This window comes from Paenibacillus sp. FSL P2-0089, from assembly GCF_038595095.1.
GTDB lineage: Bacteria > Bacillota > Bacilli > Paenibacillales > Paenibacillaceae > Paenibacillus_AQ > Paenibacillus_AQ silagei.
The window spans coordinates 5,129,816-5,147,410 of sequence record NZ_CP152006.1 but is presented as its reverse complement, the minus strand read 5'-3'; the positions used below and the strand labels follow the sequence as shown (position 1 = coordinate 5,147,410).

The following is a 17,595-nucleotide window of genomic DNA, read 5'->3' as shown; positions in this document are numbered from 1 at the left end:
GGCACTAATGATTACTATCAGTCTATGTATGATTGTGCGCGATGAAGAGAACGGCCTGGGCCGGTGCCTGGATGGTGTGAAGGATATTGCGGACGAAATCGTCATTGTCGACACAGGCTCCACGGACCGGACTAAGGAGATTGCTGCGGAATATGGTGCAGTGATTTATGATTTTGAATGGATTGACGATTTCGCGGCAGCACGCAACGAAGCCTTCAGCAAGGCGACTAAGGATTATATTCTGTGGCTGGATGCAGATGATACCATTGAGGAAATCGACCGGGTGCGCTTCAAAAAGCTGAAGGAGACATTATCTCCGCAGTACCAGTCTGTGACTATGCCCTACAATCTGGCCTTCGACAGCGAGGGTAAAGTAACCTCAAGCCTGAGACGCAACCGGCTGGTCCGCCGGGACTGCGGCTTCCAGTGGATCGGACCGGTGCATGAGTATTTGGCGGTTGCCGGCAATACCATAGATAGCGATGTCTGTATTACTCATAAGAAGGATAAGGTTCATACGGACCGCAACCTGCGAATCTACCGTGGGCGTCTGGCCAAGGGCGAGGAGTTCTCGCCGCGTGATCTCTACTACTTCGCGAACGAGCTCCGAGATCATGCGATCCATGAAGAAGCGCTGGAATATTACGAGAAGTTCCTGCAGACCGGCCAGGGCTGGGTTGAGGATAACTATCAGGCCTGCCTGAAGATGGCGGAATGCCACGGGCATCTGAACAACAAGTCCGGGAAAATGAGCGCGCTGTATCGTACCCTGAACTATGATATCCCCCGTTCCGAATTCTGCTGCCGCCTGGGAAGTGAATTCGTAGAAGCTGGAGAGTTCGGGCGGGCGATCTACTGGTTCGAACAGGCGATTACGCTGCCGCGAAGATCTACCCTGGGACTTCAGGATATGACCTCTACCACCTGGGTGCCACATCTGCAATTGTGCGTATGCTATGACCGCCTGGGTCAGTACATGAAGGCTAATTATCATAATGAGACAGCACTATTCTATTATCCTACACACCCAAGTATGCTGCATAACCGGAAATATTATAAAGAACTCCTGGGTGATTCCTTCAGCGAATTATTTAAAGTCTCTTAAGCAGGTAATCTGCTGCTTCCAAGGCAGCATAATAGACAGGCAACGTTCTCCGGAACGGGCCTGTCTATTTATTTTGCGGGACGATAATTAGATAAATAGGTATTTTTACACATTTATTGCGAGGCACATGAATACCATTAAAGTAAATAAGTCCACCTAAAATAAAGGAGTGATGTTATGGTACGCCATTACACCCAACTGGAAATCATTAATTTATCGAAATTGCCTCCGACCACAGTGAAGAGATGGCTGGAATATTTCTCTTACTTCGTACCGGGGACCCGGCAAGGAGATCAGACACTCTATCCCTATGAAACTTTGAAACTGCTAAAAAGGATCAGTGAGCTGCGCATGGAACGCTACCATCTAAGCACCATTGTGCGCCTGCTGATCGAGGAGGGATTCCCGATGTACAGTAAAAGTGAACAAGAGCTTCCCGTACCAGAGCGAACGGAAAACCGTATGGACGAGGCCCCGGAGCCGGACAGACAGCAGCAGCTTGTGGCCTCGCTCTCCTCCCTGGCCAATGAGCTGATCCGGATTGCGGATCATCTCAATCACTGGAAGGTTCAATAGGCTGCACAAACTTGGGATAATTCTGCGAGCGGCTCCCTTCATGATCAGGGCTTGTCCATTTCTAGCCGCGAGAAAGAATGACGGTTGCCCGCTATTCTTCATCTTCCTCAATTTCAGTAGTTAGTTCTTCTTCCAGCAATCGCGCCGACAAGGCACCAGAGTCACTCAGCAAACGCAGAATCCGGTCCATCTTGCTGAGACTAAGCCACTGGCCCTTGGTAATCTCTTCGAGCAATCTGGCGGTTGTATTATTCAACTGGATCATGTTGACAAAGTTCATATTTCCGGGATTAGACAGCACGAAGGCCTGCATCGCTTCTGCTTCTGCGTTGATAATGTGAGACAAAGACATCTCGTTGATTGCGATAGAGGTGAGCAGGAGAGAGATGCTTTCCTCCCGCGTAAGCGAGATATCGGGAGTTATATTGGGGATGTGGGGCATTGACATGCAGATCTCCTCCAAAACGTGAAAGGTTGCTTTGCGCTTAATTATCTAGTCATAGCTATGTATACTTCAGGCACAGATTGTCCTATTCCTGTTATTCTCTGAAATCCGCCAAATCCGATATACCTGGGACAAATGGTGATAGGGACAAGTCAAAAGCACATATATATAACAGTAACTAAATCAAAGCAGGCAGCGGGGGGGATGAAGCGATGCTACAGCGGGAACGGTTGATCAAAGCGATTATTCTGGCTGCGGCGCTGGAGGAAGAAGCGGTCTCGGCTCTGATCGCGGTTGAAATCCGCAAGCTGGAATATATGTATGATGATGAATACGGCTGGGAAGAAGAATTAGAGATGGGGGGGCTTGACGCCCTGCAGGAGGCGGTGGCCAGAATCATCACGGCCCTGGCCCAGCATCAGGCCATGATCTGCCGGACGCTGGAAACCAGCAGACGGCTGGTGCGAGAGGTAAATGGGTATGAAGGCTGAAGCCCGGAAATCGGAGGATGAGCTATTGGTAGAGGCGATTCATAAAACAATGGGACAGATGGAGCAGCTGAAGCAGGCTTGTCTGCGGCTCTCGGTCAATGCGGATGACGAGCTGGCGCTGTTCATGCGCGAGACAGAACGGCTGCTTGAACGAGCTCAGTCCACAGGCCGGGAGGCTGAGAGGCAAGAACCGGAGCATCGGGAGCAGGTATCCACCGTTATCAAGCAGACAATCCGTCCTGCAGATGCCTATGTATCCGGGGGCAAATATCTCTATAATACGGGTAAGTCCGTCCGGTTCATCCAGCGGCGCTCCGCGCAGGCCACGCGCAAGCGGACGTCCCATAAGAAGCGAGGACGGACAGTAGGAGTGCGCGCAGCCAGCGAACGCAAGCGGCAGCAGCGGCAACAGCTGAAGCCTGCTATCCAGCCGCAGCAGCCAAAGAGGGTAGTGGAGCCGCAGCAGCCGAAGAAGGCAGCGGAGTGGCAGCAGCCAAAGAAGGCAGCGGAGTGGCAGCAGCCGAAGAAAGCGTCGGAGCGGCAGCAGCCGAAGAAGACGGCGGAACGGCAGCAGCCGAAGAAGTCGGTGGAACGGCAGCAGCCGAAGAGTACGCAATCTATGAATAGCCAGCCGTCCGTTGACTATCAGGGGATCAGAATCTCGTCCAACCTGAAGTACTCCCTATAAGGTGCTTTTTATTCTACGATCAACATCAGCCCTCGCCGGGCAGCTGCCATACTCCCGCTTCGGGATCATAGGCATTCACCACTCTGGCGGGATTGCCCGCCGCGATGCAGTAATCCGGCAAATCCCGGGTTACCACACTGTTAGGTGTAACCCGGCAGCCCTTGCCAATCGTTACGTTACCCACAACGACGCAGTGGGCACCAAGCTCGCTGCCTGCACCGATCCTCACCTGATGGCTGGCAGTGGTGATCCACTGGTCGCGAATGGGAATGCCGATCTGGCGGTACTGATGGTTAGTGTCGGCAATATAGACATCTGGCCCGACGATGACATTATCTTCCAGAGTCACGCTGTTCGCAGCGGTAATGATCAGATTGCGGCTGCAGCTGCAGCCGTCTCCGATCGAAATGGCCGGCGGTTCTTCCTTACCGGGATGAACTACCGTGAACCAGCTATTCTCCTGAATAAGCACATTGCGACCGATAGCGACTTTCTCCGGACAGTTGATATCGGTCTTAAGCACAATCAGACTGCCGGGTCCGAAGGTACTGAAGCGTTGTTGAAATTCCGGGCTGATACCTTCCATGCACTGATGCCTCCTTATAATGGACCGGACAAGCCTGCTGCTGCGGCCTGCCCGGCGGCTATGTAGCCTCAGATATTTAGATGCTTAACCTGAATCTTGTGCAGCCGTTCATGCAGTTCTGGATAATAGGATTCATCCTGGTAAGCTGCAACAAAAATCTGCGGGAAATCTTCGGGCTGCAACTGCTGAAGATTCTTCTCCAGCATGTAGTTGTACCACCAGAGCAAGAAGGTATGGGAGATTTGCTTCTTCTCGGCTGCCAATACGGCTGCATCCAATCCGTTATCCAGGAAGTAATGAAGAATCCCAAGGTATGATTGAATGAATGTCCGTGCGAAGCTGTAACCTCCTGCAATCTTGTCGCTGCTGGTCAGCAGCTTGCGGTGATACACACAATAATCCGGAGAAATCTCTAGAATAGAGAGCTCCAGATAGACCTGGATAAGATTCGAATCGATGAAAAGCTCAGGCGTGGCAATCTGTTCGAATTCCTTCCTGCGCATAATGATTCCCGACAGAAATGTACTATAGATCGAGACCTGCTCAACATACTTGCTGATCCCCGAGCCCCGGTTCATCACTCCGGTGTTACTAAGGATATCTAGGAAGAGCAGGCTACAGTTCCGGTTCTGTTCGATCAGGTTATACAAGGCTTCGACGGAGCCGGGGAGCCAGTAATCATCGCCGCCGTGAAGCTTGATGAATTCGCCCTTGGCATAGCCTGCACATTTCAGGGTATTGCGGTCAGTTCCTTCATTAAGTTCATTGCGGTAGTAGTGAAGGTTAGGATAGCTGGCCTGATACTTCCGCACCAGCTCTTCCGTGTGATCTGTGGAGCCATCATCTGATACGATGATTTCGAAATCTTCCTGTCTGGCATTCTGACTGTAAATACTCTTCAGGCAAAGGTCGAGCTCTTGTTCGCAGTTATAGGCAGGGATACAAATACTTATAAGCGGTTGCGGAACAGTCTCTATTGCGTGACGCTCAGCTTCCTCGCTGGGCAATCCGTTAGTCTTCAGCCACTTCCTGGAGTCGGGATCAAATTGCTTGATTACTCTGGCAGGTGTACCCGCAGCTACGCAGTAGTCAGGAATTACCGTGCCGGATACAACGACTGACCCCGCGCCTATGACACAGCCCTTACCGATGGATACCTCCCCGGCTATAACGGTGTTGGCGCCAATCCAGCTCCCAGCACCGATGGTTACGGTATGGCTCCAGGAAGTCACCCCCTGCTTCATGACGGGGAGATGAATATTCTCATAAGCAGGATTGTGATCGGATATATGCACATTAGGTGATATGGCGACCTGGGCGCCAATAATTAACCGGTTGACTGCCGACAGGCTGCACCGGCGTCCGATCTCGCTTCCTGCACCAATCTGGATACGCGGTTCGCTGACAATATTATTATAGGGGAGCGAAAGAGAACAATCTGCCTGCAGCTTGACTTCATTGCCCAGAGCAATTCCGGCCGTACCTGACAATTCGCAGGATGGATGAATGCTGCAGCCGCTGCCGAGCCGGTGGAACCGGTGCTGGCCATGGTGTTTGCCATAGCCGTAATATTCAAGGAAAATGTGCCGGGCCTTCTCCATAGCAGTGCTTCGGTCCGGGATACCGCAGTTATGCAGACACCAGGGCAGAAGCTGCTTGGGAACACCTACTTCATAGCCGCTGCTGATGAATTCCTGACAGTGTGAAGCGTCATAGAAGTGTGAGCCGGTGAACAAATCCTTGCGCCAGGGGAGGTCGTACTGTGTTGCCATCAGCAGTCCGCTGAGCGTCTCCACCGCTTCATATTCATCCACCGGCTGCATCAATTCAAGAGGCTGAAGTGCGCCTGTATAGCTATCAATCACTTTACCGAACTTCTGTGATGCGTCCTGCCATATACCGGAAGACGGAAGCGTCTTAGCGCCGACGGTTCCTAACATGCCGAGTGACGGATAACGGGAGAACAGCCGGACGATGTCTTCAAGAAATTGGGGATTCAGGATATGGACATCCTGATGAATATACACCTTATACTTGGCATCTGACTGGCGCATGGCCTGATCGTACCCCGCTGCCAGGCCGGAGGCATTCCTGACGATTTGCAGATCTACGGTGAATCCATCCGGTTTGAGTAATTGCTTAAGATTTTTCTGGCTGCGTTCCGCTAATTCCTCATTATTCACACACATGATAAAACAAATTTTACGTTCATCCATGTCGCTGACATCCTCTCCTTTGTCCTCAGTACCAGGCATCCCTGTCATTTACCGGACTTCATGGACCCGAAGTTTACGCCTTAAGATCTCTGCCTGTTCATTGTCTATATATATTCGGTTAATGGTCAAAGATCATTTTTTTTTGGCAATAGCCGTAATTACGGAGCTGATCCGATGTGCCGCCCGGCTTCGGTCATGGTATACCGGCACAGGCAGAACTGCGGATTCAATTGCAATAATGCATGTTGCCGGGATACCCATGGGTCCAGAAAATTTGTGGCTTGTACAGAATCGGCAGTACGCTCCCAATCCTTTCGGTTCAGAACAACAGGGAGAGGAGGGGACGAGGAGGACGCTGTAAGCCTGACAAATTCAGATAGTCCCTTCAGCTGTTCAGGCTGTGGAGTGCTGCGGATGAACACGGGCTGAATCAGGATGATCGCACAGTCAGGATGGGTATGCAGCACGTTCAGAAAAGGAAGAAGAGAGTTAGGCATGAAGGAGTCTCCCGGCTCATGCAGCATAATGAATTTCCCGTGCCCCCTATCCGCAGCCTGACTTGCAAGAGAACCTCCTGCTGCAAGATCTGGGTCGCTGTGATACCGGAAGCTGCGGTACAGTTGCCCATAGTGGTGCCCCACCTCTGCGGTCTCCTCGGACGAAGCGTCGTCCAGGACGCAGACCTCGATTAATCCATCATCATCCACCTGAGCATAAATTGACTCCAGACAGCGTCTTAGCTCTACAGCCTGTTTACGTACGGGTATGCAAATGGATAGCAGAGGTTCCCTGCTTCTGCGGTCCAATACCCTACGAGCCTCCGCCTCGCTATCTACCCTGATCCACTCTCCGCTAGACGGCTCATAGATGCGGCGGAATTCAGCAGGGTTGCCGGCAACAACACAGTAATCCGGCACATCCCGAAGAACTACGCTGCCTGCACCGACTACACAGCCTTTGCCAATCTTCACAGGGCCCAGAATAGAGGAGTGTGCTCCGATCCATGAGCCTTCACCGATTATTAACGTGTCAGAAGGGTTACCTCCCTTCTCCCAATCTTGCCTGGCGTCATTAATATACACATGCGGACCTGTGATCACATCGGCCTTCAATTCTACTCTACCTGTTGCCGTGATCGTCAGGAACCGGCTGCATTCACAACGGTCCCCGATCACGATACGGGGTGAGCCATTCTTGGCGGGAGAGGGGATATCCCAACGGTAACCCTCACGCACCAGGACACTAGTACCGATTGCCGTCTGTTCTGGTAACGATAACACACCGTCCGAGGCAATCCTGGAGCCTGTGCCGTAACGATATAAACGATAGTAGAGCGAGGGGGAAATCGTATGCATATGCTCCTCCTTCAATTGGGGTGAGAAGATCATTGCAGGGGTGTCTGTACTAGCTTATGAACCGGAATGGAATTCATGCAGGCAAATCCGGCCGAATGATCCGTCAGGGCCGGCATATACATATACGAGAAATCCGGTAAGTCCGGATATTCAGAATCTGCAAGAAGGAGGAGAAGACTTGCCGACGATCAGCTTGTGTATGATTGTACGCAATGAAGAGAAGAGCCTGGGACGATGCCTGTCATCGGTCGCGGATATTATGGATGAGATCGTCATCGTGGACACCGGCTCAACAGACCGTACCAAAGAGATTGCGGCCGTATATGGCGCCACAATCTATGATTTTGAGTGGATCGATGATTTCGCAGCCGCCCGCAATTATGCATTCGCCCAAGCGACCTGTGAGTATATCATGTGGCTGGATGCAGATGATGTCATTGAGGAGATCGACCGGGAGCGGTTCAAGACTCTGAAGGCTACAATGACTTCCGAATATCATGCGGTATCTATGTCTTATATTCTCATAACGGATGAACATGGGAAATCGCTCTACAGCTTCAGACGCAACCGTCTGATCAGACGCGATTGCGGGTTCAGGTGGACCGGGGCTGTTCATGAATATATTGAAGTCACCCCGCCTGTGCTTGAGAGCGACGTATGCGTTACGCATAAGAAAGACAAGGAATATACGCAGCGTAACCTTGATATCTTCCGCAAAATGATAGCCATGGGCAAGCCGTTTACCGCCAGAGACCGGATCTATTACTCTAATGAGCTATACGATCATGGCTACTACCATGAGGCGCTGGAGAACTATGAGCGCTTCTTGTCAGAAGGTGAAGGCTGGGTCGAGGATAATATTCAGGCATGCTTGAGGTTGGCGGACAGCCATGCGGCGCTGGGGCAAAAACAGGAGCAACTGCTATCCATGTGCCGTACTTTCGACTATGATCTCCCGCGTCCGGAAACCTGCTGTAAGATAGGCTTTTATTTCATGGAATTACAACAATATGAACAGGCGGTGTACTGGTTCAAGATGGCAGCGTCCCTCCCTAAGGTCAGTGAACCGGGAACGGAGGCTTATTCCGCCGGTACATGGCTCCCGAATCTGCAGCTCTGTGTCTGCTACGATAAACTGGGAGACCACCAATACGCTGACTATTGCAATGAGGTTTCTTTCGCACACTATCCGTCAAATCCCAGTGCGATATACAACCGCGATTATTATACGAACCTGCTCGGAGGCAAGCATGTAGAGTTTAATTGCCCTGTACAAAAAGAACAAAAGGAGTTGTTCCAGTGAAGACGAGCATTATCATTCTTACCCTTAATCAGTTGTCTTTAACAGTTCAATGTCTGGAGAGCATCAAGCGAAATACTCCCGAAGAACATGAGATTATTATTGTTGACAATGGCTCAAGTGACGAAACCGTGCCATTCCTGAACAGTCATTATCCTGAACTGAAGCTGATTGAGAACAAGGAGAACCTGGGATTTGCCAAAGGCTGCAATCAAGGGGGAGAAGCGTCAGAAGGCGAAGCAGTTCTGTTCATTAACAATGATACTGTTGTTCCCCCAGGGTGGCTGGCTCCCATGCTCCATGCATTGAACAGTGACAGTGCGGTCGGCATGTCAGGACCTGTTACGAATTATATCAGCGGACATCAGCGTATTCCGGTGACTTACAGTGAACTTAAGGATATGGAGACATTCGCGGCAGAGTACTGTGAAGCAAAGCGTGGGCAGGTACAGGAGGTCCGCCGCCTGATCGGCTTCTGTCTGTTGGTCAAGCGCAGTGTTCTGGATGAGATTGGCTGGTTCGATGAACGATACGGTCTGGGGAATTACGAGGATGACGACCTGTGCCTGCGGGCGATCCAGCATGGGTATAAGCTCCTGATTGCGGAGGATTCATTCATCCACCATATCGGCCATGCCAGTATGGGGCAGACCTCTTCTTTCGATCTTCAAACGCTTTTGCAGCAGAACAAGAAGAAGGCTTTTCAGAAATGGGGTGCGGATATTCACAGCCTGATCTATAGTCCACCCGTGCGCGTATGCGTGGGAATTATTGCATCCGGCAATGAAGCCGCACTGGAAGAGACACTCGCTTCGTTTGCAGAGGTAACAGAACAAATAATTGTCGTGGACCCTTCCGGCAATGAACGCATCGCGCAAACCGCTGCCCGCTATACACGGCAGGTCTACACTGTGAAGGGGGAGCTGGACATGCGGATGTTGCGGGAATGGATCGTCCATATGGCAACGGAGCCTTACATTCTCTGGCTGCAGGAGGGTGATGTGCTCACTGCAGATGAGCGCCGGAGATTCATTGGTCTTAAGCTGTCCCTCTTTCACCAATATCAAGTGGTCTCCCTCCGCTGTGCGGAAGGTGCCCGCTATATGATCAGACAGGATAGCGGCAAGCTCTATCCAGAGGATATTGAGCAGCCAAGGCAGAGTCCATTCTTTGGTATCGTCAGCCATGCTACCATCAGCACCCGGTTAACTGCTGCAGACCGAGAGACTGCCGCGTCCAGGCAATAGAAATATAAGAAGGTGAAGAATATTTTAACAGGAGGGCAATCATGGAACAAGATCTGGTAACGGTTGCTATATTAGCTAAGGACAAGGCGCATGTACTGCCGCTCTATCTGGAACTTATAGAGCGGCAGACGTATCCTGCCTCAAGGATCAAACTGTACATTCGGACCAACAACAACAATGACCGGACTGAAGAGATCCTTAGAGAATGGGTCGAACGGGTGGGCGAGAGATACCATGAGGTGCATTTGGATACCAGTGATGTGGAAGAGCCTGTACAGGACTATGCTCCGCATGAATGGACTTATGAACGCTTAAGAGTAATCGGCAGGCTGCGCCAAGAGTCAATTGAATGGGCTAAATCGAGAAATACCCATTATTTTGTAGCAGATTGCGATAATTTCATTGCCCCGGATACGCTGGAGAGCCTGCTCTCTACGAATCTGCCGGTGGTCGGGCCACTGCTTACTGTGGCTGAGGCTCCGTTAAGTCTATATTCCAACTATCATAATATGGTGGATGAAGATGGTTACTTCAAGAGCAACGACTTGTATTTCTATTACTTATATCAGAGCGTGAAAGGTCTTGTGCAGGTTGACGTCATCCATTGCACCTATGTGATGCGCCGTGACATTCTGGAGCATGTCCGGTACGGTGACGGCACCAACCGCTACGAATATGTCATTATGAGCGACGGTTTGAGAAAGGCGGGAATTCCTCAATACCTGGATAACCGCAAAAAGTACGGAATGCTGACCTTTTGGGATACAGAAGAGCAGTTCAGCGCAGTCAATCTGACTGCAGACGACTTCCAGTAGGGGAAGGAGGAATGAACCATGAAGCTAGTGCTTCTATCTGGTGGTTCCGGCACACGCTTATGGCCGCTCTCCAGCAGTATCCGGAGCAAGCAGTTCCTTCAGGTGCTGCCTGCTCCGGGAGGCGGGCGCGAGTCCATGCTTCAGCGGATCTGGCGGCAGTTGTCGGCTGCAGGCCTCGGCCATGAAGTCTATATTGCAACGTCAAGCGGACAAGAGACATTGATCCGCAAGCAACTTCGCACAGCTCCGAAGGTCATTATTGAACCGCGGCGCAGGGATACCTTTCCTGCAGTCAGTCTTGCCTCAGCCTATCTATACTCGGTGGAGAAGATATCACCCGAGGAGACGGTTATTGTGCTGCCGGTAGATGCTTACGTGAGCGACGAATTCTTCTTCAAGCTGACAGAACTGGATGAGGCGCTGCGCCACTCCGGTGCGGAAATTGCTTTGCTTGGTGCGAGGCCAGAAGGCCCGTCAGGGAAATATGGTTACATTGTTCCAGTCCTATCCGCTGTCTCTTCAGCAGGGAAGCAGGAGAATCCGGCCTATGTGCATGTCGATTGCTTCGTGGAGAAGCCAGACAGGCAGGCGGCAGAGGCACTGCTAGAGCAGCAGGCGATGTGGAATTGCGGCATCTTCGCTTTTCGGTTATGCGATCAGCTCAACCGGCTGGAAGCAGCAGGCTTCCCAAGGGATTATGCAGAGCTGCAGAGGCAATACCACCGCCTTCCCAAGAGCAGCTTCGATGTTGAGGTGTTGGAAGGCAACAACCGTCTGATCTGTGTGCCCTATCACGACGGATGGAAGGACTTGGGGACCTGGAACACGCTCTCTGAAGAATTGGCCTCCTCCGTTCTGGGATGGGGCCACATCAGTGCGGACTCCTTGAATTGCCAGATTGTCAACGAGCTGGATATTCCGGTCATACTTGTCGGGCTGGATGATGTGATCGTAGCGGCGGGTCCCGGGGGCATTCTGGTTGCCCGTAAAGATGCAGCAGATCATCTGAAGCATTTGCTTCCAGCATCGGACCAGGAAAAACGGAAGGAATACATTCCCGGCGATTGATGCCGGTAACGCCCAAGGATTTCATATTTAGATTGTCCGACTTTATCCGACAATGTTCTATGCGGGCAGAAACCGTCATAAGGTTAAGAGGTGATGTCAATCAATGTGTATCACCTGACCGGATTCGTCCGCATAGTCCGGTAAATCCATTATGGAAGGAGGCAGTCCCGTTATGGCAGAACACAGCGAGGGCGACCGTCCCACTAATCTCCCTGTGCATGATCGTCAAGGATGAAGAGCCCTGGATTGCACGCTGTCTGTCAAGCGTACGCGCAGGGGTAGATGAGATCATTATTGTGGATACGGGCTCCCGTGACAGGACGATGGACATTGCCCGCGGCTTCGGCGCAACCATTCTTCAATTTCCCTGGAAGGAGAGCTTCGGGGAAGCCCGCAATTATAGCCTCATTCATGCAACAGGGGAATGGATACTATGGATGGATGCCGACGAAGAGCTCGCTGTGAATGATGCGCTGAAGCTTCGAATGGTGAGCACTCTTCAGGAACACAAACTGGCCTCTGTGGAAACGATCCATTTCAATGGTCTGTTCCGGCCTCAGGCGGATGAAGCTTACCGGCTGGCTCAGTGCCGCTTGTTCCGTAACGGAGAGGGGGTTCATTTCACTGGAGGCATTCATGAACAATTGAGCTGGCCCGACACCTATACCCGGGAGGATACCAGCACTCCGTTCCAGCTTCCAGTCCGGCTATTTCATTATGGATATCTCCAGTCCGTGACTACTCTTAAATCGAAACATGAACGCAATTTGAAGCTGCTGCAGGAAGCTGTAACAGACAATCCGAACCCCGATCCGTGGAGTCTTTATCATATAGCAAGTGAGTATCAGCGGGTGGGGAAGTATGCACTTGCCTTCGAGCAGGTTAATCAGGCCATTGCCGCTTCGCTGGGGCAGAGAAGATTGCCGCCCTCGCTTTTTTACAAGCTCAAGTATGGCTGTCTGTTGGCGAGGGGCAGCTTCAGGGAAGGCTGGCCCGGCATTGACAAGGCCATCAGTCTCTACCCGGATTATGTGGACCTGCATCTGTATAAGGGCTGCATTCTTATGCATACCGACCAGGTAGAGGCTGCGATCTCCGCTTTCGAGCATTGTCTGACGCTTGGAGAGAATGCTCTTCATTATATGGTTCTCAAGGGTGCGGGAACCTTTTACCCCTGTTATTATATCGGGAACTGTTATGAGCTAAGGGGTATGTCTGGTGAATCCAGAGTCTGGTACCGCAGAGCGCTGGAGTACTCCCCCTCATTCAAGGAAGCGGCGGAGAAGCTAGCTCATCTGGAAGATGATCTGCAAGCGGTGGAAGAGGTTCCTTCGGGTGTGCGCAGCTTCTCTGTACCTTCTCATCGGAAAAATTCCCTTCGTTGTAATACGACTCCTGCTAATGCCTGGTCAGTAATCGTAATGCTCTGCAAGGGAGATGGTCCGTTCTCTGCTCTGCGGGAATGGGCAGCCAAGTGGCAGCCGTTCGCCGATCAATGGATCGTGCTCGACGGTGGAATAGGCGCAGACGCTGATAAGCTTGCCAGTGTACTGAATGCACATGTTCTTCCTCTCCCCTCCGAGGAAGAACAGTCACAGCTATGGGGAAGATTGGAAGGGCTCCTTACCTCTTCCCACGTACTATGGCTGAATCCCTACGAAGAAGTGAGGGAAGAGGAGAGGGAAGCGCTATCTGCAATGAAGACTTCACAAGCCAGTCCGTATTCCATGTTCTCTCTTAATCTATGCTTGCAGGCTGGTGAAGTAGAACAGGAACACTGGGTGGTAGAGAGGAATCGTCTTGCGGTACGGGAGGCTGTTCTTGGCTGCAATCCGGTCATTGGAGAGCTTATAGCATTACCTGGAGATGTCAGCCGGAGTAGTACTATTATACTTAAGAACAGACAGCCTTCAAGAAGGAACGGATATTTAAACCAAGAAATTTGAAAGGGGATTACAGATTATGCCTATAGGAGTTACAGGACCAACAGGACCAACAGGGACTACGGGGAAAGATGGTAAGGGTGGAATAAATGGAGGCCCTGGTTCAAAAGGTAGCGATGGAAGCACCGGAGTAACTGGAGTGACGGGTCATACCGGAGCAACGGGAGCAGGGAACACGGGGATGACCGGAGCAACGGGGGCAGGAAATACGGGATTAACGGGGATGACCGGAGCGACGGGGGCAGGAAATACGGGATTAACGGGGATGACCGGAGCAACGGGGGCAGGAAATACGGGATTAACGGGGATGACCGGAGCGACGGGGGCAGGAAATACGGGATTAACGGGGATGACCGGAGCAACGGGAGCAGGGAATACGGGATTAACGGGGATGACCGGAGCAACGGGGGCAGGGAACACGGGAATGACCGGAGCAACGGGAGCAGGGAACACGGGAATGACCGGAGCAACGGGAGCAGGGAACACGGGAATGACTGGAGCAACGGGAGCAGGGAACACGGGAATGACTGGAGCAACGGGAGCAGGAAACACGGGATTAACGGGATTAACCGGTTTTACTGGAGTTACGGGATTAACCGGGTTAACTGGAGTTACAGGACAAACGGGGATGACCGGGATTACAGGTTCAATCACTTCTATTTTTGGAACATATGTAGTTAATGGGTACACTGTTGCGAGTACCGCTAATACTCCCATTGGATTTTTTAATGCGTTAGTAACTGATCCTGCAGAATCAATCGGGTTACAGGGCGGCGATACTTTTGCATTGCCTGGAGGGCATATGTATCATGTCTCAATTCAAGCTTCTGTTCAATATACGAGTACTGTGTCACCTGGCATTGCGATTTCATTGGATGGCAGTATTGATTCATTTCATGTATTTTATTCAGGAGCTGAGGTTCCAGGAAGTAACAGACCCGTTACTCCGGTGTCTGCGGTGGTAATTATAGATGCTTTAGACGGACCTAAAAATATGCAGGTAGTACTCGTTGAAGCTGGTACAAGAATATCAACGGATATTATTAATTCTCCGAATGGTTTTGTAGCTGCTTCTGTGACTATTTTGGCCTTAATGTAATTGCGGAATGTACTTTCCTCTCAAGTAAATAAAATTTGAAACGGATACCATCCTTATCTAAGGGTGTGTACCCGTTTCTTACTATCTTGGGAGTTAGAAATAAGGTTAAGAGTATTTTATTATATCATTGGAAATTCATGACAGCGAGGAGTTGACAACTAATGGCTACAGGACCAACCGGAGTAACAGGACCAACCGGACCAACAGGCACCACAGGGCCTCTTGGCAGGAGCGGAAGTCAAGGTACAAGAGGTAGCGTTGGATCGACAGGCTTCACAGGGCAAACCGGTCGTACTGGACTCACAGGAGAGACTGGAGCGACAGGTCTTACGGGTGAGACTGGTTCAACAGGTCTTACAGGTGAGACCGGGGCGACGGGGCTGACGGGAGAGACTGGAGCGACGGGGCTGACTGGCGAGACCGGTGCGACAGGACTGACGGGAGAGACCGGAGCGACAGGACTGACGGGAGAGACCGGAGCGACAGGACTCACGGGAGAGACCGGAGCGACAGGACTCACGGGAGAGACCGGAGCAACGGGGCTGACGGGAGAGACCGGAGCGACAGGGCTGACGGGAGAGACCGGAGCAACGGGGCTCACGGGAGAGACTGGAGCAACGGGGCTGACGGGAGAAACGGGAGCAACGGGGCTGACTGGTGAGACTGGAGCGACGGGACTTACGGGAGAGACTGGAGCGACGGGGCTGACTGGCGAGACCGGAGCAACGGGGCTTACGGGAGAGACTGGTGCAACGGGGCTCACGGGAGAAACCGGGGCGACAGGGCTGACTGGCGAGACCGGAGCGACAGGGCTGACTGGCGAGACCGGAGCGACAGGGCTGACTGGAGAAACCGGGGCGACAGGGCTGACTGGCGAGACCGGGGCGACAGGGCTGACTGGAGAGACCGGAGCGACGGGGCTGACTGGCGAGACTGGTGCGACGGGGCTGACTGGCGAGACTGGTGCGACAGGGCTGACGGGAGAGACTGGTGCGACAGGGCTGACGGGAGAGACCGGAGCGACGGGGCTGACTGGCGAGACCGGAGCGACGGGGCTGACTGGCGAGACCGGAGCAACGGGGCTTACGGGTGAGACTGGAGCAACGGGGCTTACGGGAGAAACGGGAGCGACAGGACTCACGGGCGAGACCGGAGCGACAGGGCTCACGGGCGAGACCGGAGCGACAGGGCTCACCGGAGAGACTGGTGCGACGGGGCTGACTGGCGAGACTGGAGCGACGGGGCTTACGGGAGAAACGGGAGCGACAGGACTCACGGGCGAGACCGGAGCGACAGGGCTCACGGGCGAGACCGGAGCGACAGGGCTCACCGGAGAGACTGGTGCGACGGGGCTGACTGGCGAGACTGGAGCGACGGGGCTCACAGGAGAGACTGGAGCGACGGGGCTGTCGGGAGAGACCGGAGCGACGGGGCTGACGGGCGAGACCGGGGCGACGGGGTTGACGGGAGAGACCGGAGCGACAGGGCTGACTGGTGAGACTGGGGCGACGGGGCTTACAGGTGAGACTGGTGCAACGGGGCTGACGGGAGAGACTGGAGCGACGGGGCTGACTGGCGAGACTGGTGCGACGGGGCTGACCGGAGAAACGGGAGCGACGGGGCTCACGGGTGAGACTGGAGCAACGGGGCTCACGGGAGAGACTGGAGCAACAGGGCTGACAGGAGAAACGGGAGCGACGGGGCTCACGGGCGAGACCGGAGCAACGGGGCTGACTGGCGAGACTGGTGCAACAGGGCTCACAGGAGAAACGGGAGCGACAGGACTCACGGGAGAGACTGGAGCAACGGGGCTGACGGGAGAGACCGGAGCGACGGGGCTGACGGGAGAGACTGGAGCAACAGGGCTCACGGGTGAGACTGGAGCAACCGGGCTCACGGGAGAGACTGGAGCAACAGGGCTGACCGGAGAAACGGGAGCGACGGGGCTTACGGGTGAGACTGGAGCAACGGGGCTTACGGGAGAAACGGGAGCGACAGGGCTGACTGGAGAGACCGGAGCGACAGGGCTAACTGGTGAGACTGGTGCGACGGGGCTTACGGGAGAAACGGGAGCGACAGGACTCACGGGCGAGACTGGAGCAACGGGGCTGACGGGAGAGACCGGGGCGACAGGGCTGACTGGTGAGACTGGTGCGACGGGGCTCACGGGAGAGACCGGAGCAACGGGGCTGACTGGCGAGACTGGAGCGACGGGGCTTACGGGAGAGACTGGAGCAACGGGGCTTACGGGAGAAACGGGAGCAACAGGGCTCACAGGTGAAACGGGAGCAACAGGGCTCACAGGTGAAACGGGAGCAACAGGACTGACTGGAGCGACAGGGCTTACCGGAGAAACGGGAGCAACGGGGCTTACAGGTGAGACTGGTGCAACAGGGCTGACTGGTGAGACTGGAGCAACGGGGCTTACAGGTGAGACTGGTGCGACAGGGCTCACGGGTGAGACTGGTGCGACGGGGCTTACCGGAGAAACGGGAGCGACAGGGCTCACAGGAGAGACTGGTGCGACGGGGCTTACGGGTGAGACTGGAGCAACGGGGCTTACGGGAGAAACGGGAGCAACAGGGCTGACGGGAGAGACCGGAGCGACAGGGCTTACCGGAGAAACGGGAGCGACAGGACTCACGGGCGAGACTGGAGCGA

The 17,595-nt window shown here is 53.3% G+C and carries 15 protein-coding genes; 10 read left to right on the top strand and 5 right to left on the bottom strand.

Annotated features, from left to right (window positions below):
• Positions 1–7: 7 nt before the first annotated feature.
• Both NST69_RS21575 and NST69_RS21570 read left to right on the top strand, forming a co-directional pair.
• On the top strand, positions 8–1,105 hold the full coding sequence (locus NST69_RS21575; protein ID WP_036724005.1) for a glycosyltransferase family 2 protein: 1,098 nt from the start codon (positions 8–10) through the stop codon (positions 1,103–1,105).
• Positions 1,106–1,282: 177 nt separating this feature from the next.
• The gene (locus NST69_RS21570) at positions 1,283–1,681 is read left to right on the top strand and encodes a MerR family transcriptional regulator (protein ID WP_342547072.1); all 399 of its coding nucleotides are present in this window, start codon (positions 1,283–1,285) and stop codon (positions 1,679–1,681) included.
• A gap of 91 nt (positions 1,682–1,772) precedes the next feature.
• On the opposite strand, the gene NST69_RS21565 is transcribed toward NST69_RS21570, so the two are convergent.
• On the bottom strand, positions 1,773–2,129 hold the full coding sequence (locus NST69_RS21565) for a hypothetical protein (RefSeq protein WP_036724002.1): 357 nt from the start codon (positions 2,127–2,129) through the stop codon (positions 1,773–1,775).
• A 209-nt stretch (positions 2,130–2,338) separates the two neighbouring features.
• Between NST69_RS21565 and NST69_RS21560 the strand changes: the two genes are divergently transcribed.
• On the top strand, positions 2,339–2,617 hold the full coding sequence (locus NST69_RS21560; protein ID WP_036724000.1) for a hypothetical protein: 279 nt from the start codon (positions 2,339–2,341) through the stop codon (positions 2,615–2,617).
• Positions 2,607–3,305 (top strand): hypothetical protein, encoded by a 699-nt coding sequence (locus tag NST69_RS21555; RefSeq protein ID WP_036723999.1) that lies wholly within the window; start codon positions 2,607–2,609, stop codon positions 3,303–3,305. The genes NST69_RS21560 and NST69_RS21555 overlap by 11 nt, the downstream gene beginning before the upstream one ends.
• 25 nt (positions 3,306–3,330) lie before the next feature.
• Here NST69_RS21555 and NST69_RS21550 read toward each other — a convergent pair whose 3' ends face one another.
• The 3 genes from NST69_RS21550 to NST69_RS21540 form a co-directional block, all read right to left on the bottom strand.
• Entirely contained in the window at positions 3,331–3,891 is a 561-nt protein-coding gene (locus NST69_RS21550; RefSeq protein WP_340951083.1) for an acyltransferase, read from the bottom strand.
• A 68-nt stretch (positions 3,892–3,959) separates the two neighbouring features.
• A complete protein-coding gene (locus NST69_RS21545; protein WP_342547071.1) occupies positions 3,960–6,107 on the bottom strand; it encodes a glycosyltransferase in 2,148 nt (715 codons plus the stop codon).
• Positions 6,108–6,265: 158 nt separating this feature from the next.
• Positions 6,266–7,462, bottom strand: coding sequence for a glycosyltransferase (locus tag NST69_RS21540; RefSeq protein ID WP_342547070.1), 1,197 nt, complete (start codon positions 7,460–7,462; stop codon positions 6,266–6,268).
• Between the two features lie 178 nt (positions 7,463–7,640).
• On the opposite strand from NST69_RS21540, the gene NST69_RS21535 reads away from it, so the two are divergent.
• Genes NST69_RS21535 through NST69_RS21510 form a run of 6 tightly spaced genes read left to right on the top strand, consistent with a single transcriptional unit; the run spans position 7,641 to position 14,934 of the window.
• Entirely contained in the window at positions 7,641–8,765 is a 1,125-nt protein-coding gene (locus NST69_RS21535; protein WP_342547069.1) for a glycosyltransferase family 2 protein, read from the top strand.
• Positions 8,762–10,009 (top strand): glycosyltransferase family 2 protein, encoded by a 1,248-nt coding sequence (locus tag NST69_RS21530; protein ID WP_051477914.1) that lies wholly within the window; start codon positions 8,762–8,764, stop codon positions 10,007–10,009. The genes NST69_RS21535 and NST69_RS21530 overlap by 4 nt, the downstream gene beginning before the upstream one ends.
• Positions 10,010–10,050: 41 nt before the next feature.
• Positions 10,051–10,824 carry a hypothetical protein gene (locus NST69_RS21525; RefSeq protein WP_339249922.1) on the top strand — a complete coding sequence of 258 codons (774 nt, stop codon included), beginning with the start codon at positions 10,051–10,053 and terminating at the stop codon, positions 10,822–10,824.
• Between the two features lie 18 nt (positions 10,825–10,842).
• On the top strand, positions 10,843–11,892 hold the full coding sequence (locus NST69_RS21520) for a sugar phosphate nucleotidyltransferase (RefSeq protein ID WP_342547068.1): 1,050 nt from the start codon (positions 10,843–10,845) through the stop codon (positions 11,890–11,892).
• Complete coding sequence (locus tag NST69_RS21515; RefSeq protein WP_342550208.1) at positions 11,892–13,838, top strand: glycosyltransferase; 1,947 nt, start codon at positions 11,892–11,894, stop codon at positions 13,836–13,838. Before NST69_RS21520 ends, NST69_RS21515 begins: the two co-directional genes overlap by 1 nt.
• A gap of 16 nt (positions 13,839–13,854) precedes the next feature.
• Complete coding sequence (locus tag NST69_RS21510; RefSeq protein WP_342547067.1) at positions 13,855–14,934, top strand: hypothetical protein; 1,080 nt, start codon at positions 13,855–13,857, stop codon at positions 14,932–14,934.
• Positions 14,935–15,172: 238 nt separating this feature from the next.
• Here NST69_RS21510 and NST69_RS21505 read toward each other — a convergent pair whose 3' ends face one another.
• Entirely contained in the window at positions 15,173–15,697 is a 525-nt protein-coding gene (locus NST69_RS21505; protein ID WP_342550207.1) for a DUF4573 domain-containing protein, read from the bottom strand.
• Positions 15,698–17,595 lie beyond the last annotated feature (1,898 nt).

Coding starts and splice junctions, on each gene's coding strand:
- NST69_RS21575 (WP_036724005.1), top strand. CDS start 8: ATGATTACTATCAGTCTATGTATGATTGTGCGCGATGAAGAGAACGGC.
- NST69_RS21555 (WP_036723999.1), top strand. CDS start 2,607: ATGAAGGCTGAAGCCCGGAAATCGGAGGATGAGCTATTGGTAGAGGCG.
- NST69_RS21540 (WP_342547070.1), bottom strand. CDS start 7,462: ATGCATACGATTTCCCCCTCGCTCTACTATCGTTTATATCGTTACGGC.
- NST69_RS21570 (WP_342547072.1), top strand. CDS start 1,283: ATGGTACGCCATTACACCCAACTGGAAATCATTAATTTATCGAAATTG.
- NST69_RS21515 (WP_342550208.1), top strand. CDS start 11,892: ATGCCGGTAACGCCCAAGGATTTCATATTTAGATTGTCCGACTTTATC.
- NST69_RS21510 (WP_342547067.1), top strand. CDS start 13,855: ATGCCTATAGGAGTTACAGGACCAACAGGACCAACAGGGACTACGGGG.
- NST69_RS21565 (WP_036724002.1), bottom strand. CDS start 2,129: ATGTCAATGCCCCACATCCCCAATATAACTCCCGATATCTCGCTTACG.
- NST69_RS21550 (WP_340951083.1), bottom strand. CDS start 3,891: ATGGAAGGTATCAGCCCGGAATTTCAACAACGCTTCAGTACCTTCGGA.
- NST69_RS21520 (WP_342547068.1), top strand. CDS start 10,843: ATGAAGCTAGTGCTTCTATCTGGTGGTTCCGGCACACGCTTATGGCCG.
- NST69_RS21545 (WP_342547071.1), bottom strand. CDS start 6,107: ATGGATGAACGTAAAATTTGTTTTATCATGTGTGTGAATAATGAGGAA.
- NST69_RS21560 (WP_036724000.1), top strand. CDS start 2,339: ATGCTACAGCGGGAACGGTTGATCAAAGCGATTATTCTGGCTGCGGCG.
- NST69_RS21525 (WP_339249922.1), top strand. CDS start 10,051: ATGGAACAAGATCTGGTAACGGTTGCTATATTAGCTAAGGACAAGGCG.